At 64.3% G+C, this 14,850-nt stretch carries 15 protein-coding genes; 6 read left to right on the top strand and 9 right to left on the bottom strand.

Going from position 1 to position 14,850, the window contains the following annotated elements; genetic code table 11:
* Positions 1–11 precede the first annotated feature (11 nt).
* Both P6U25_RS20615 and P6U25_RS20610 read left to right on the top strand, forming a co-directional pair.
* Positions 12–464, top strand: coding sequence for a DNA polymerase III subunit chi (locus P6U25_RS20615; protein ID WP_407146590.1), 453 nt, complete (start codon positions 12–14; stop codon positions 462–464).
* Between the two features lie 103 nt (positions 465–567).
* Positions 568–1,149, top strand: a complete 582-nt coding sequence (locus P6U25_RS20610; RefSeq protein ID WP_407146589.1) for a hypothetical protein — start codon at positions 568–570, stop codon at positions 1,147–1,149.
* A gap of 183 nt (positions 1,150–1,332) precedes the next feature.
* On the opposite strand, the gene P6U25_RS20605 is transcribed toward P6U25_RS20610, so the two are convergent.
* From P6U25_RS20605 to P6U25_RS20595, 3 genes are all read right to left on the bottom strand, one after another.
* A complete protein-coding gene (locus tag P6U25_RS20605; RefSeq protein WP_407146588.1) occupies positions 1,333–3,195 on the bottom strand; it encodes an ABC-F family ATP-binding cassette domain-containing protein in 1,863 nt (620 codons plus the stop codon).
* Between the two features lie 109 nt (positions 3,196–3,304).
* The gene (locus P6U25_RS20600; RefSeq protein WP_407146587.1) at positions 3,305–3,481 is read right to left on the bottom strand and encodes a hypothetical protein; all 177 of its coding nucleotides are present in this window, start codon (positions 3,479–3,481) and stop codon (positions 3,305–3,307) included.
* A gap of 204 nt (positions 3,482–3,685) precedes the next feature.
* A complete protein-coding gene (locus tag P6U25_RS20595) occupies positions 3,686–3,952 on the bottom strand; it encodes a sulfur globule protein precursor (RefSeq protein WP_407146586.1) in 267 nt (88 codons plus the stop codon).
* Between the two features lie 340 nt (positions 3,953–4,292).
* Here P6U25_RS20595 and ndk point away from each other — a divergent pair, with 340 nt between their 5' ends.
* Positions 4,293–4,715: a nucleoside-diphosphate kinase gene (ndk, locus tag P6U25_RS20590; RefSeq protein ID WP_407146585.1), complete on the top strand. Its 423-nt coding sequence runs from the start codon at positions 4,293–4,295 to the stop codon at positions 4,713–4,715.
* 113 nt (positions 4,716–4,828) lie between these two features.
* A complete protein-coding gene (locus tag P6U25_RS20585; RefSeq protein ID WP_407146584.1) occupies positions 4,829–5,668 on the top strand; it encodes a TerC family protein in 840 nt (279 codons plus the stop codon).
* A 12-nt stretch (positions 5,669–5,680) separates the two neighbouring features.
* Here P6U25_RS20585 and ppx read toward each other — a convergent pair whose 3' ends face one another.
* The 4 genes from ppx to P6U25_RS20565 form a co-directional block, all read right to left on the bottom strand.
* Positions 5,681–7,183 carry an exopolyphosphatase gene (gene ppx, locus P6U25_RS20580; protein ID WP_407146583.1) on the bottom strand — a complete coding sequence of 501 codons (1,503 nt, stop codon included), beginning with the start codon at positions 7,181–7,183 and terminating at the stop codon, positions 5,681–5,683.
* A 12-nt stretch (positions 7,184–7,195) separates the two neighbouring features.
* The gene (locus P6U25_RS20575; protein WP_407146582.1) at positions 7,196–9,400 is read right to left on the bottom strand and encodes an RNA degradosome polyphosphate kinase; all 2,205 of its coding nucleotides are present in this window, start codon (positions 9,398–9,400) and stop codon (positions 7,196–7,198) included.
* Positions 9,401–9,534: 134 nt separating this feature from the next.
* Positions 9,535–10,212: a chromosomal replication initiator DnaA gene (locus P6U25_RS20570; protein WP_407146581.1), complete on the bottom strand. Its 678-nt coding sequence runs from the start codon at positions 10,210–10,212 to the stop codon at positions 9,535–9,537.
* A gap of 33 nt (positions 10,213–10,245) precedes the next feature.
* A complete protein-coding gene (locus tag P6U25_RS20565) occupies positions 10,246–10,788 on the bottom strand; it encodes a CDP-alcohol phosphatidyltransferase family protein (protein ID WP_407146580.1) in 543 nt (180 codons plus the stop codon).
* Between the two features lie 159 nt (positions 10,789–10,947).
* Here P6U25_RS20565 and purM point away from each other — a divergent pair, with 159 nt between their 5' ends.
* Positions 10,948–12,021 (top strand): phosphoribosylformylglycinamidine cyclo-ligase, encoded by a 1,074-nt coding sequence (gene purM, locus P6U25_RS20560; RefSeq protein ID WP_407146579.1) that lies wholly within the window; start codon positions 10,948–10,950, stop codon positions 12,019–12,021.
* On the top strand, positions 12,018–12,668 hold the full coding sequence (gene purN / locus P6U25_RS20555) for a phosphoribosylglycinamide formyltransferase (protein ID WP_407146578.1): 651 nt from the start codon (positions 12,018–12,020) through the stop codon (positions 12,666–12,668). Before purM ends, purN begins: the two co-directional genes overlap by 4 nt.
* 83 nt (positions 12,669–12,751) lie before the next feature.
* On the opposite strand, the gene P6U25_RS20550 is transcribed toward purN, so the two are convergent.
* Together P6U25_RS20550 and rnd are read right to left on the bottom strand one after the other, a co-directional pair.
* Positions 12,752–12,955 (bottom strand): cold-shock protein, encoded by a 204-nt coding sequence (locus P6U25_RS20550; protein ID WP_407146577.1) that lies wholly within the window; start codon positions 12,953–12,955, stop codon positions 12,752–12,754.
* Positions 12,956–13,318: 363 nt separating this feature from the next.
* Positions 13,319–14,467, bottom strand: a complete 1,149-nt coding sequence (gene rnd / locus P6U25_RS20545) for a ribonuclease D (protein WP_407146576.1) — start codon at positions 14,465–14,467, stop codon at positions 13,319–13,321.
* Positions 14,468–14,850 lie beyond the last annotated feature (383 nt).

The following is a 14,850-nucleotide window of genomic DNA, read 5'->3' as shown; positions in this document are numbered from 1 at the left end:
ACTGACCAGGCATGACCGAGGTCCTGTTCTATCATCTGCAGAACATGACGCTGGAGAGCGTGTTGCCGCCGCTGCTCGAGAAGTCGCTCGAGCGCGGCTGGCGCGTGGTCGTGCAATCGACGTCGCCGGAGCGCACCGAGACGCTCGATGCGCATCTGTGGACCTACAGCGACGATTCATTTTTGCCGCACGCGACCTGGCGGGTCGGCGACGCGCAGGACCAGCCGATCATTCTGTCGATCGAAGAGGGCAATCCTAACCGGGCCAATGTCCGATTCCTGATCGACAACGCGGCGCTGCCGGCCGACTGCGATAGCTACGAGCGGGTGGTCCTCGTGTTCAACGGCGACGATCCCGATGCGGTGGCCGCGGCGCGCGAGAGCTGGACCGCCTGCAAGGCGCGCGGCTTCGAGGTCACGTATTGGCAGGCCGATGAACGGGGGCGTTGGCAGCGGCGGCAATAGTGATTCCAAGTAATTAATGATAATTCGAGGTTTCGTGCGGCGAGCCATGGTCATGCCGCAAAGTGATGTTCGGACAACCCTTTGCGTGGAAGGGGCGGGAGCTTTGCGGATCGTGCGGGACGGAACATTCAGTCGGAAATCGGTGCTGGCGCTGCTTGTCCTCGCGTCTGGTCTGGCCGGCTGTTCAAGCGCGTCGGACCTGCTGTCGCGCGACGCGAACTGGTTCTCGCGTCCCGGCCGGCTGTTCATTCGCAACATCTCGATCGACGCGCCGCCCCTGACACCGGACAAGCCGGTGACCAACGACGATCTCGTCAGTGCCGACGGCGGATGTCCAGGCATGGGACCGCCGCCCGGAGCTGCCGACGCGAACGCGCTGGCAAATGGTGCCGCCGCAGCGCCTCCGCCTGAGCAGCCGGCACGGACCGGCAGCGTCGCACTCGGCCACACCGAGTGCGACGTGGTGCGCGGCATCGGTGCACCCGACAGCGTGAACCTCTCAAGCAGCCCGAGCGGCGATCGCGTTGCGGTCGTGACCTGGTCGCGTGGGCCGCGCGCCGGCATCTATACCTTCACGGCAGGACGGCTGACCTCGGTCGAGCGCGGTCCGGATCCTACGCCGGAGCCGAAGGCTGCGAAGTCAAAGAAGAAGCCGAAAAAGCACGCGGCCACTTCGAACGGTTGAGCCGCACCGAATCAACGGAGCGCTGTGACGCTTCGTCGCAAAAGCGCGATCGCGAACAACTCAATCTCGTCGCGCTTTGGAGCATGATGGGATCAGCTTGATCTGAATTAGCGGCGGAGGTCACCTCTCCCTTGGGAGAGGTCGACCGAAGCCGCCGCGAGTCGATTCAACTCTCGTCGTGCTTTAGCTCGTCGCCTCGTCATGTTCGGCGCTCGCTTCCAGCCACTCTTCCTCTGCGCGCTGCAGCGCGCTTTCGGCGCCGGCGCGCGCTTTGGCGAGCTGCGCCGCCTGCTTGGGATCACGGGTGAAGATATCGGGCAGCGCAAGTGCAGTGTCGATCTTGGCGATGATGCCGGTGATACGCTCGATTTCGGCCTCCGCCTGCGCGATCCGCTGCTTCGGTGGCGTCCGCCTCTCGTTCCTGCCGCGCTCGGGCCTTGCGGCCTCCTTGATGCGCTCGCGTGACGCCGACCGGCCGTCGTTGGCGGCAAGGACCATCTTTCGATATTCGTCGAGATCGCCGTCATACGCCGTCACGGTCTGGTTGGCGACAATCCACAATCGCTCGGCGCAGGCCTCGATCAGATAGCGGTCGTGCGAGACCATCATGACGGCGCCGGGGAAATCATTGATCGCCTCCGCGAGCGCCGCGCGGCTGTCGATGTCGAGATGGTTGGTCGGCTCGTCCAGGATGATCATGTTTGGGCCGAAGAAGGTCGCGAGCCCGAGCAGCAGCCGTGCCTTTTCACCTCCGGACAGGCTCTTCACCAGCGTATCTCCCGCCTTGCCGGAAAAGCCGATCGCGCCGACGCGGCCACGCACCTTGCTCTCGGGTGCATCGGGCATGAGCCTGCGGATGTGGTCATAGGGTGAGCCGTCGAGATTGAGCTCATCGACCTGATGCTGGGCGAAGTAGCCGATCGACAGTTTTTCCGCCCGAACGATCCTTCCCGAGAACGGCGCGAGCTTGCCCGCCAGCAGCTTGACCAGGGTCGACTTGCCGTTGCCGTTGGCGCCGAGCAGCGCAATGCGATCGTCAGTATCGATGCGCAGCGTCACGCGATTGAGGACAGGCTTGCCGGGCTCGTAGCCGACCGAAACGTCGTCCACCGCGATGATCGGCGGCGACAGTAATTTCTCCGGCGCCGGGAATGATATCTCGTGCACATCCTGGGTGACGAGTGCCGTGACCGGCTTCATCCGCTCCAGCATCTTGACGCGCGACTGCGCCTGGCGCGCCTTGGAGGCCTTGGCCTTGAAGCGATCGACGAAGGCCTGCAGGCGCTTGCGCTCGTCGGCCTGCCGCTTGGCATGCTTGGCGTCGAGCAATTCGCGGGCTGCGCGCTGTTCCTCGAACGAGGAATAGGTGCCCTTGTAGAGTGTCAGCTTGCCCTGATCGAGGTGCAGGATCTGATCGACCGACGTGTCCAGCAAGTCGCGGTCGTGGCTGATCACGATCACCGTGCGCGGATAGTTGGCGAGGTGATTCTCGAGCCACAGGGTCCCCTCGAGGTCGAGATAGTTGGTTGGCTCGTCGAGCAGCAGCAGATCGGGTGCCGCGAACAGCGTTGCTGCCAGCGCGACGCGCATGCGCCAGCCGCCGGAGAATTCCGCGCAAGGCCGCGCCTGATCGGCCGTCGAGAAGCCGAGGCCGCTGAGAATCGCCGCGGCACGGGCGGGAGCGGAATGGGCGTCGATATCGACCAGTCGCGTCTGGATCTCGGCGATGCGATGCGGATCGTGCGCGGTCTCGGCCTCGCGCAGCAGCGCGTCGCGCTCGAGATCAGCCTTGAGCACGACGTTGATGAGGCTTTCGGGCCCGTCGGGCGCTTCCTGCGCCAGGCTGCCGATCCGCCAGCGCGGCGGAAGTGCAATGCTGCCGCTCTCGGTCGGGATGTCGCCGCGGATGGCGTGAAACAGCGTCGACTTGCCTACGCCGTTGCGGCCGACGAATCCGACGCGTGCGCCGGGCACGATTTGCACGGAACCGTGATCGATCAACAGCCGCCCTGCGATCCGGATCGAGATATCGGTGATGGAGAGCATGCAGCCTTGTCACCGGGCCCGCTGCCAAACGCAACCCGCCAAGCGGTAAAATCTGTTCGGGTATGTCTCGGAAAACCTACTTCGGGCGCCTTGTCCCGCCCAGCAATGTCTAATGATGATCGTTCTCTCGTCGGCGCAGCTCATCCAAAAGCTGCTGCAAGTGGGATGATAGCGAGGTCTCGGGACGCATGCTCTGCTGAAGCCGTTCACCTACGGCATCGCAGATGTAACGGCAGGTCTTGTGATCGATCTGGTCAAGATCGTTGTTGGTGTGAGTCGGCGTCATGGTTTGTCTCGTGGCGAGTTCCACCTCGCAAGGTTCGAGTGATTTCCGTGCCATAACAAGTCGTGACCCCGAATTTGGTTTCCGGTAGTCCGATCCTTCCGGTATTCGCCTTGAGGTAGAGGCTCGCCGCGACGGGTTCCCGCGGGCAAAAAAAGCCCCGGCACAAAGCCGGGGCTGAACCAGTCAGGGGAGGGTTTCGTCAGGTCAATAGCAACGGTTGATCAGGCGCCAGCGAGGGCCCCAGGGCGTCGGCACCACGCGCCGCACGTAGCAGCCGCCATAGCCGTATGCGGGATAGCCGCCGTAGTAGGCGGGACCACCGACGATGACGCGCGGGCCCCACCAGCCGCCGTGCCATCCTCCGTGCCAGCCGCCATGCCAGCCACCCCAGGCAGAGGCGGAGGTCGGGGCGAGCGCGGCCGCGCCCAGCGAAATCGCGGCGACTGCAGCAAGCGAGAGTTTGCGCAACATGATCGTCTCCTCGAGGTTTGGGCGCACACCAGGCGCCCGCGGTGACATCGTTTCCCGGGACGTCCTGTGAGGCTTGCGGATGGGCCAGCAAGGCGTCCGATCGGTCAGGAGCCTAGCGAGACGGAGCTGAACAGCAGCGGCACGGCCGCGACAGATTGGGTTCACCTTTGTGAAATCGTCGTAATTTTGCTGGGGCGAGGGCCTTGCCGGAGACGGCCGGCTTCCGTTGTGAGAACACGTCAAAACTAAAGGCTAACGCGTCACAGGGTCGCTTGCCGTCACAGCATCGCGCCGATATAAGCCCCGGCAACTCCCAGCCACCCTTTGCAAGGACGAAATCATGGCGATTGAACGCACCTTTTCGATCATCAAGCCCGATGCCACCGAGCGTAATCTGACCGGTGCGGTCAACGCGGTGATCGAGAAGGCGGGCCTGCGGATCGTGGCGCAGAAGCGCATTCGCATGACCCGCGGCCAGGCCGAAACCTTCTACGCCGTCCACAAGGCGCGCCCGTTCTTTGGCGAACTGGTCGAGTTCATGACCTCCGGTCCGGTGGTGGTCCAGGTGTTGGAAGGCGAGGGCGCCATCCTTAAATATCGCGATGTGATGGGTGCGACCGATCCGTCGAAGGCCGCCGAGGGTACGATCCGCAAGCTTTACGCGAAGTCGATCGGCGAAAATTCGGTGCACGGTTCGGATGCGCCGGAAACCGCGGTGGTCGAGATCGCGCAGTTCTTCTCCGGCAACGAAATCGTCGGCTGAGGCCGATCCGAGGACGAGGGCTGCGGTCCGCCGAAGAGACCGCGCCCGATTAGACTAGGGGTGCGGCGAGCGTTCGCCGCCAGGTGCGGCCGTGAGGCCGAAAAGGACGCGCTGTGGACTGGCTGTGGCAGATCTTTGATCCCGCGCATGTTGGGGCGTTCTTCACCGAGTTCAAGAACGAGATGGCGACGGCAACCTTTTGGGTCGCGGTCGGCAAGATCATCTGGATCAATGTCCTGCTGTCGGGCGACAACGCGCTCGTGATCGCGCTCGCCTGCCGCGGTCTGGCGCCGCGCCAGCGCCTGTGGGGCATGATCCTCGGCGCCGCTGCCGCGGTGCTGTTGCGGGTCATCTTCACCGGTATCGTCGCCAGCCTGATGGGGCTGCCCTATCTGAAACTGGTCGGCGGGCTGGCGCTGATCGTCATCGCGGCCAAGCTCCTGGTGCCTGAGCAGGAGGACGAGGACAGCGTGGATGCGGCCTCCCATCTGTGGGCGGCGGTGCAGATCGTCGTCGTCGCCGACATCGTGATGAGCCTCGACAATGTGATCGCGGTGGCGGCGGCCGCCAATGGCAGCGTGCCGCTGCTGGTCTTGGGGCTTGCGATCAGCGTTCCCCTGATCGTCGCCGGTGCCGCGCTGATCATGGCGCTGCTCAACAAATTGCCGATCCTGGTCTGGGCCGGCGCCGCGCTGCTCGGCTGGATCGCGGGCGATGTCATCGCGACCGATCCGGCCGTGCATCCGCGGCTCGATGCGCTGTTTGCCGGATCGCTCGGCGCCAAGCTCGATTCGTTGCTGGCCTCAGTCGGGATGGCGCCGCAGTTCGGCCATGGCGGCAGCGGCGGCGAGATCCTTCTTGCCGTGCTTGGCGTCATCGTGGTGCTGGTCGCGGGCTCGATCTGGCGCCGGCGGGCGCTGCGCAAGGCCAAGCGTTCCGTGGAAGCAGCCTGAGGTGGCGATCGTCTACCGCCTGACGATCGAGCCGGACCGCCCGACCAGGCGCGCCAATTGCCGGAAGCGGCTGCCGACCCGGTCGGCGACCAGATCGACCATCCGATGCTCGAACACCAGCATCAGCTTGCGTCCCTCGGTCCGGAAATGCGTCGCCGGCAACACGCCGGTGCGCGCCGCTGTGATTAGATGCGCGACGCGGAACGCCGCGCCCAGCACGCGGGCGCGCTCGTCCATCGCCGGCGTCACAAGTTCGCGGATCTGCAACGGCGGTTCGTTTTCCTCGCTTAGCCCAGCGTAGCGATAGAACACCGAGAGCGCGACGAACGCGCGTCCCTGATGCGTGATCGAGCCGAAATTGCCGTTCATGATCAGGCTGAGGGTTTCCTCGCCGCGATGATCCGGATGCACGCGCCAGCCGATGTCGGAGAGCAGGCAGGCAACGTGACGCAGTCGGCGGTCTTCCTCGCTTTCGCGCAGCTTCACCACGCGCACCAGACGATCGGTCCAGGCGGTCAGCTCCTGAGCATGACGGGCCGAGCGTGACAGCAATTCGTTGAGGTCCTGCGCCGCACAGGCCAGACCGTCCTTGGCGCGCTCGGCTGGCGGCAGCATCTCGTACAGCAGACCCTCGCGTACGCCGAAGGTCGAGAACACGATGGTCTTCGGTTGCGCGACGCGGATGATGTATTCGAGCACCAGCGCGGCATAAGCCAGCAGCGGCCGCCGAGCGTCGGCGACAGCCTCGATATTGGCGAGCGTGTTGGTGGCGGCGAGCCGCCGCAGCCGCTGCGCGAAATCGAGCGCGTCGGCAGCCGCAATCGAATAGCCGTGCATCACCTTGAGCGGATAGCCGCTCTGGATGATGTGGATGCGCGCCAGCGCACGCCAGGTGCCGCCGACCGCGTAGAAGGTGCGGCCGCGCCCAGCCTTGAGCTGGGCGACGCCGAGCAATTCGTTCTTGACGATGCGCTCGGCGCGCTTGAGCGATTTGTGCGACAGGTCCTGCAGCGCGAGGCTGCCGAGCGGCAGCGTGACGCCACTGCGCACGCGATTGCCCTTCACGTCGATCAGTTCGACCGAGCCGCCCCCGAGATCGCCGACGATGCCGTTCGGATTGTGCACGCCGGAGACGACGCCGAGCGCCGACAGCTTTGCTTCGCGCGGCCCGGACAAAATCTCGATCTTTGCGCCGCAGATGCGTTCAGCCCTGGCGATGAAGTCGGGGCCATTCTTGGCATCGCGACAGGCGGCGGTGGCGATCGCATGGACACGGCCGACTTGCTGAATCCTGCACAAGGCGCGAAAGCGGCGAAGCGCGGTCAGCGCCTTGTTGACCGCATCGGTCGCAAGCAGGCCGGTGCTCTGCACCTCGCGACCGAGCCCGCACAACGCCTTCTCGTTGAAGATGGTGACGAGACTGCGCGCCATCGCCTCGTAGACCACGAGACGCACCGAGTTCGAACCGATATCGATGACAGCGACGCTGGAAGCGCGCTTCCGCGGCCGCTTCACCTTGAAGCCCCCTTATGACGATGCCTGCTGACGTTCGTTACGACGCGTGAGCCGGCGCGGCGAAGATTCCTTGAGAGACTTACCACGGCCGGACAGACTCGGATTTGTCATGAAGTAGTCGTGCAGGTTGAATGGCTCTTCGCCTTTCGCGGCCTTCATACGCGTTGACGACCCATCCGGCAACAATTGCCAGCTTTGCTCGGTGTCCTTCAGGTTCGCGACCATGATCTGTTCGAGAACCTGCTGATGCACCGTGGGATTTTGCAGCGGACAGAGAACCTCGACACGACGGTCGAGGTTCCGCGGCATCATGTCGGCGGACGAGATATACACAGCAGCTTTTGTGCTCGGCAGGCCTTGCCCCATGCCGAAGCAGTAGATTCGGCCGTGTTCCAGGAAGCGGCCGATCACGGACTTGACGCGGATGTTCTCCGACAATCCGGGCAGACCAGGGCGCAAGCAGCAGATGCCGCGCACCACGAGCTCGATCGAGACGCCGGCTTGCGAAGCCTCATACAGCGCGTCGATGATGTCGGGGTCGACCAGCGCGTTCATCTTCATCCAGATCGCGCCGGGCCGGCCGTGACGGACATGGGCAATCTCGTCGCGGATGTGCTCGATAATGCGCTTGCGCAGCGTCAGCGGCGACACCGCCATCTTCTCGATGTCGCTCGGCTCGGCATAGCCGGTGATGTAATTGAACACGCGCGCGACGTCGCGGCCGATGATCGGGTCGGAGGTGAAGTAGGAGAGGTCGGTATAGATGCGCGCGGTCACGGGGTGATAGTTGCCGGTGCCGGTGTGCACATAGGTGGTGAGACTGCCGGCCTCGCGGCGCACTACCATCGACAGTTTGGCGTGCGTCTTCAGCTCGATGAAGCCGTAGACGACCTGCACGCCGGCGCGCTCCAGATCGCGCGCCCAACGGATGTTGGCTTCCTCGTCGAAGCGCGCTTTCAATTCGATCAGCGCCGTCACCGATTTGCCGGCTTCGGCGGCCTCCGCGAGCGTGCGCACGATCGGTGAGTTGTTCGAAGTGCGATAGAGTGTCTGCTTGATTGCGACGACGTCGGGGTCGCGCGCGGCCTGCTGCAGGAACTGCACCACGACGTCGAACGATTCATAGGGATGATGGACGATGAGGTCCTTCTGCCGGATCGCCGCGAAGATGTCGCCGCCGTGATCGCGCACGCGCTCGGGATGGCGCGGGACGTAGGGCGAGAATTCGAGATCGGGACGATCGAGGCGGGTGAGCTGCGACAGCTCGTTCATCGCGAGCACGCCGTCCACCAGGAACACCTCGTCGTCGGACGCCGACAATGCGTGCTGCACGAAGCTGCGCAGCTCCTCCGGCATCTTGGCCTCGATCTCGAGCCGGATCACCGATCCGCGCCGGCGGCGCTTCAGCGCGGTCTCGAACACGCGGACCAGATCTTCAGCCTCTTCTTCGATTTCGAGTTCGGAGTCGCGGATGATCCGGAACGCACCCTGGCCCTTGACGGTGTAGCCTGGGAACAGTCGACCGATGAACAGGCCGGTCGCTTGTTCCAGCGTGATCAGACGGGCCGGACCGCCCTCCTTGTTGGAGGGGAAGCGGATGAAGCGGTCGATCTTGCCCGGCATGCGGATCAGCGCGTTCATCGGCTTGCCGTCGGAGATCCGCGACAGTTGCAGGGCGACGGTGAAACCGAGATTCGGGATGAACGGGAACGGGTGCGCCGGATCGATGGCCAGCGGCGTCAGCAGCGGGAAGATGTTGTGGAGGAAGTGATCCTCGATCCAGGCCCGCTCCGACTTGGTGGCGTCGCGCCCGTCGACGAGCTGGATGCCGACCTCGGACAGGATGGTCCGGAGGTCGCGCCAGATCGCCTGCTGGTCGGAGGCAAGCTGTGACACGTTCTTGTTGATCACAACGAGCTGCTCGGACGGGGTGAGGCCGTCAGGGCTGCGCTCCGGGATGCCTTCGCGGACCTGCGCCTTGATGCCGGCGACGCGGACCATGAAGAATTCGTCAAGGTTATTGGCTGAAATCGACAGGAATCGAACGCGCTCCAGCACGGGATGGCCGGTGTTGACTGACTCTTCAAGCACCCGGCGATTGAAATGTAGCCAGGAGAGCTCGCGATTGATGAATCGCTCGGGGCTGGTCGCAATCGCGGGCAGTGCGGCGGCGTCCGGCTCTTTCTCTTTTATTTCAATGGCTTGAGGGGCGTCCATCAAGTGTCAATCCAATCCGGGGTATCGGCCCTGAGCGGTCTAGCCGAGAGCCGCACAAACCATGTGATATTGCGATGACGTTTCGATGACATTGATGTTCCGGCGATTTCCGCCGTCAAGCCGGGCAGCTCCGTTCAAGCATCGCGCAACAACTCGGCGGCCAGCGCCCGGGTGACGGGCCTGCCGAGCCGCAGCGCTTCGGTATCCAACAGCTCGACCGCCTGTCGGACGGCGGCATAGGACCGCTCGATCCGGGTGGTCAGGTAGCTCACGAGCTGCTCGTCCACGGTCATCTGGCGGTCGGCGCAGAATTTCACGATCAGGCCGCGGAACAGGTGATCATCGGGCGGCAGCAGCGTCACTGTGGGCACGGCGCGGAGGCGCGAACGCAGATCGCGCAACTCGATCTCGAAGGCCGACGGCGGGACGCGGGCCGTCAGCAGCACGAAGGCATCATCCTGGCGCGCGAGATTCATCAGGTGAAACATCGCTCGCTCGTCGAAATCGGACGGCCTGAGATCGTCAACCACCAGCGCGCCGGTCGCCAGCGCCCTGGGGACGGCATCCGCGGTGAGCGCATGTGCCGAGGTCGAGCGCGCGCCGGCGTGCTCGGCCCAGATCGCGGCGAGGTGGCTCTTGCCGGAGCCCTCCGGCCCGACCAGCAGCATGATGCGGTTCGGCCAGTCGGGCCAGCGATCGATCAGCGTCAGTGCGGCTTCGTTCGCCGGCCCCTCGAGGAAGTCGTCGCGCGTCAGTCTTTCCTCGTGTGGCAGCGCCAGGGCCAATTGTCGAGGTTGAACGCTACCTGCCACACAAATCTCCAAACCAGGCTATCGGGCTTCAGGCTACCGGGCTTCAATCGTGCTCATGTGCCGCAGCCACTCCACGAGATAGAGGGACACGGAAACCAAAGTAAAGATCGTGACCAGTCCCATCAGGATGCCATCGTAGGGATGCGGCTCGAAGCCGAAGCCGAGCGAGGCCAGCACCAGTGCTGCAAACGCCACCTGCGCCACCGTGTTGAACTTCGATACCATCAACGGCTTCATCTCCACCGGCTTGTCGAACAACCATGACACGATCACGGCGGACACGATCATGATGTCGCGCGACACGACGAGGATCACGAGCCAGCGCGGCACCGCGCCCCAGATACCGAGCGAGACATAGATCGACACCAGCAGCGCCTTGTCGGCGAGCGGGTCGAGGAGGGCGCCGAGCTCGCTCGTCATGTTGAAGCGCTTGGCAAGAAACCCGTCGACCGCGTCCGAGACGCCGGCGATCACGAAAATCGCAAACGCGATCTCCATCTGGCTGGAGACGATGGCCCAGACGATCACCGGCACCAGGATGATGCGGCCGAGGGTGATGATGTTCGGAATGCTCAACTTGGTCGCTTCCCGGCTAGAAGCCTGATTTTACTCAATATCCGGCTCTTGGCAGCAGCGGACGGGTGTTATCTACATAGTATCGTGACCGCATCGCCGCGAGCCATTGCGCGGCGGCGGAATTCCTCGTAACCAGCCCCTGATCATCTGGAATTGGGCATGACCGAGCGCAAAAACGGGCTCACCTACGCGGATTCGGGCGTCGACATCGACGCCGGCAATCGTCTGGTCGATCTGATCAAGCCGATGGTGCGGGCGACCGCGCGCCCCGGCGCGGATGCCGAGATCGGCGGCTTCGGCGGGTTGTTCGACCTGAAGCGGGCCGGCTTCAAGGATCCCGTCCTGGTCGCGGCGACCGACGGCGTCGGCACCAAGCTCAAGATCGCGATCGAAACCGGGATCCACGGTGGCATCGGTGTCGATCTGGTCGCGATGTCGGTCAATGATCTTGTCGTGCAGGGCGCGGAACCGCTGTTCTTCCTCGACTATTTCGCCTGCGGCAAGCTCGATCCGGAGGCCGCCGCGGCGATCGTCGCCGGCATCGCCGAGGGCTGCCGGGAATCCGGCTGCGCCCTGATCGGCGGTGAGACCGCCGAGATGCCGGGGCTTTACAAGGACGGCGACTACGACCTCGGCGGCTTTGCCGTCGGCGCGGCCGAGCGCGGCACCTTGCTGCCGAGCCCCGATATCGCCGTGGGCGACGCCGTGATCGGGCTGGCCTCGTCGGGCGTGCACTCGAACGGCTATTCGCTGGTGCGCAAGATCGTCGAGCAGTCCCGGCTTCCCTACGATGCACCGGCGCCGTTCTCGCCGGTGATGACGCTGGGCGCGGCGCTGCTCACCCCGACGCGGCTCTACGTGAAATCCTGTCTGCGCGCGATCCGCGAGACCGGCGCGGTGAAGGGCCTCGCCCACATCACCGGCGGCGGCTTCACCGACAACATCCCGCGCGTGCTGCCGAAGCATCTCGGCGTCGGCATCGATCTGGCGCGGCTCCCGGTGCTGCCGGTGTTCAAATGGCTGGCGGAGCTGGGCGGCATTGCCGAACTCGAACTGCTGCGCACCTTCAACTGCGGCATCGGCATGATCGCGATCGTCAAGCCTGATGCCGTCGACCGGGTGACCGAGGTGTTCACCGCAAGCGGCGAGACCGTGGCTGTTCTCGGCGAGGTGATCGCGGCCAAGGACGAGCATCGCGTGGTCTACAACGGTCATCTCGATCTCGCCCAATGAAGCGCCGCGTCGCCATCTTGATCTCGGGCCGCGGCTCCAACATGGCCGCGCTGATCGAGGCCGCGAGGGGGCCGGACTTTCCGGCCGAGATCGTGGTCGTGATCTCCAACCGGGCCGACGCCGCCGGGCTTGAGAGGGCGGCCGCGAGCGGCATTCCGACCGTCGTCGTCGAGAGCAAGCCGTTCGGCAAGGATCGCGCCGGTTTCGAGGCGGTGCTGCAGCGGGCGCTCGACGAGAAGCAGGTCGAGCTGATTTGCCTGGGCGGCTTCATGCGGCTGTTCACGGCCGATTTCGCGCGCCGCTGGTACGGGCGGATGCTGAACATCCACCCCTCGCTGCTGCCGTGCTTCCCCGGCCTTGATCCGCACGGCCAGGCCCTGCGTGCAGGCGTCAAGCTGTCCGGTGCGACGGTGCATTTCGTGATCCCGGAGACCGATGCGGGTCCGATCGTGATGCAGGGGGCGGTCCCCGTTGCCGACGATGATACGCCCGAGACGCTCGCGGCGCGTGTCATCACCATCGAGCATCGCATCTACCCCGAGGCGCTGCGGCTGCTGGCAAGCGGCCGGCTGGAACTGGACGGTGATCGCTGCAAAACGCTGGGAAGCGCAGCGTCCGATCGCACCTTGATCGCGCCGGCGGGCTGAGGCGCGCAAGCCTAAAAGAAATCCCCCGGGGTGATGCAGCCGGGGGGAGGCATCAGGAATGGTTGCGCCGACAGCGCCGACGTTCAGTTGATCTTGAGGTTTTCCGCCGACGTCTTGCCACGGCTCTCCACCAGTTCGTACTCGATCGTCTGGTTCTCGTTGAGCGTGGTAAGGCCTGCGCGTTCGACTGCCGAGATGTGGACGAACACGTCCTTCTCTCCGACTGCCGGCTTGATGAACCCGTAACCCTTGGTCGGGTTGAACCACTTGACGGTACCCTTCGGCATCGCCTCTCTCCCAGTTTAGACATAAAAAAGACGCGGCCACGTTTTGCACGTGCCACGCCACAAACGGGCTTCCCGGTGTCTGTTCAATCCCCGATTCTTCAAGTCTCGAATCTTCAAGTGCGAAGTCTTGTGTCTCGAAGCCTTGGATCTCAACGTCGCGAAACGCACAGTCGAACGGCTGCAGTCCGATTGCGCAGAGATTGCAACATGAAAATTCCGGGTTAGCAAGCCTCTGCCGCGGAGCGATTGTTTCATATGGCGCAACCGGAGCCTGTGGTCGCCGGGAACCGTCTGTTTCGCTGGGCCAATGGCCGACGGCCCGCTGCGCTCATCGCGGTGCGGAATCTCCGGGCGCAGCGCGCGCTACCCCCGATCGACCCGCACCACGCGCCCCTTGTCGATGGCGAGCGCGAGCTGGCCATGCTTCAGCTTCAGCGCGGCCTCACCGAACAATTCACGTCGCCAGCCGTGCAGGGCGCCGACGTCGGCGTTGTCGCTGGCCGCGATCTGCTCGAGATCGTCGACGGTCGCGATCACCTTGCTGGCGACCGCGTGCCGCTCGGAGGTCATCCGCAGCAACACCTTCAACAGCTCGACGGTCGCTGCGCCATTGGCATTGTTGCGCGGCTTTTCCAGCTTCGGCAGCGAGGCCTGGTCGCGCGCGAGTCCGCGCTGCACGGCCGCAATGATATCGCCGCCCCATTTCGAGCGCTCGAAGCCTTTCGGCAGCGAGCGCAGATTGGCGAGCTTCTCGAGCGATGTCGGGGCGTGGGTTGCGATGTCGCCGACCGCGTCGTCCTTCAGCACGCGCGAACGCGGCACGTCGCGGCTCTGCGCTTCCTGTTCCCGCCATGCCGCGACTTCGATCAGGACCGCAAGCTCGCGTGGCTTGCGCACGCGGGTCTTGAGCCGCTCCCAGGCGCGCTCGGGATGGAAGTCATAGGTCTTCGGCGAGGTCAGGATCTCCATCTCCTCGCTGACCCAGTCGTTGCGGCCGCGCTTTTTCAGATCGGCGTCGAGCGCGGCGAAGACGTCGCGCAAATGGGTGACGTCGGAGACGGCGTAGTGAAGTTGCTCCTGGCTCAGCGGACGGCGCGACCAGTCGGTGAAGCGGTGCGTCTTGTCGGGGCGGTGGCCGGTGACGCGATCGACGAGCTGATCGTAGGCGATGCTGTCGCCATAGCCGAGCACCATGGCGGCAACCTGGGTGTCGAAGATCGGATGCGGAATGGTGCCGGAGAGGTGCCAGACAATCTCGATGTCCTGACGCGCGGCGTGGAAGACCTTCAGCACCGCCTCGTTCGACATCAGGTCGAAGAACGGTTTGAGATCAATGCCCGGCGCCAGCGCGTCGATCACGACCGCTTCCTCCGCGCTCGCCATCTGCACGACGCAGAGCAGCGGGTAATAGGTCGTTTCTCGCAGGAACTCGGTATCGACGGTGATAACCTTGTGTTTGGCGAGGCGGTCGCAGGCGACCGCAAGTTCCGATGTGGTGGTAATCAGATCCATGAAATGTCCATGACGCTCAACACAGGCGTTCTGCCGAAAGGGCAGCTATGTCAAGGGTCTTGCTGGGATTTTAACTCTGCATATGGGACAGACCTGGGCCTTTTTCCATGTCTTGGCGGTCCCGCGGCACTGATTGCGCCCGAGGTTTGCTGCGTTTTCGCCCTCTCGAAGGAAGAGGGCGCAGGGAAAGCCGGGTGCCGATCGCACCCATGGGCCCCGAGCAAGGGTAGAAAGCTCGGGGGTAGGACCACAGGTGTACCGGAAACACTCCGGCTTTCCCTGCGCGATGGGTTACGGCTTATACGTGCTCGCCCCGGCGAGACTGGGCTTGGTTGTCACCGCTGTTGCAAGACGCAATTGCGTCTTGCAACAGGACACCTGCC

The organism is Bradyrhizobium sp. ORS 86, assembly GCF_045571475.1.
In the GTDB taxonomy this organism is placed as follows: domain Bacteria; phylum Pseudomonadota; class Alphaproteobacteria; order Rhizobiales; family Xanthobacteraceae; genus Bradyrhizobium.
This window is presented reverse-complemented; position numbering and strand designations above follow the sequence as displayed.

What these genes read in the sequence shown, in the direction of transcription:
- P6U25_RS20615 (WP_407146590.1), top strand. Translation starts at nt 12, where the DNA reads ATGACCGAGGTCCTGTTCTATCATCTGCAGAACATGACGCTGGAGAGC.
- P6U25_RS20575 (WP_407146582.1), bottom strand. Translation starts at nt 9,400, where the DNA reads ATGGACGCCCCTCAAGCCATTGAAATAAAAGAGAAAGAGCCGGACGCC.
- P6U25_RS20550 (WP_407146577.1), bottom strand. Translation starts at nt 12,955, where the DNA reads ATGCCGAAGGGTACCGTCAAGTGGTTCAACCCGACCAAGGGTTACGGG.
- P6U25_RS20600 (WP_407146587.1), bottom strand. Translation starts at nt 3,481, where the DNA reads ATGACGCCGACTCACACCAACAACGATCTTGACCAGATCGATCACAAG.
- ndk (WP_407146585.1), top strand. Translation starts at nt 4,293, where the DNA reads ATGGCGATTGAACGCACCTTTTCGATCATCAAGCCCGATGCCACCGAG.
- purM (WP_407146579.1), top strand. Translation starts at nt 10,948, where the DNA reads ATGACCGAGCGCAAAAACGGGCTCACCTACGCGGATTCGGGCGTCGAC.
- purN (WP_407146578.1), top strand. Translation starts at nt 12,018, where the DNA reads ATGAAGCGCCGCGTCGCCATCTTGATCTCGGGCCGCGGCTCCAACATG.
- rnd (WP_407146576.1), bottom strand. Translation starts at nt 14,467, where the DNA reads ATGGATCTGATTACCACCACATCGGAACTTGCGGTCGCCTGCGACCGC.
- P6U25_RS20595 (WP_407146586.1), bottom strand. Translation starts at nt 3,952, where the DNA reads ATGTTGCGCAAACTCTCGCTTGCTGCAGTCGCCGCGATTTCGCTGGGC.
- P6U25_RS20605 (WP_407146588.1), bottom strand. Translation starts at nt 3,195, where the DNA reads ATGCTCTCCATCACCGATATCTCGATCCGGATCGCAGGGCGGCTGTTG.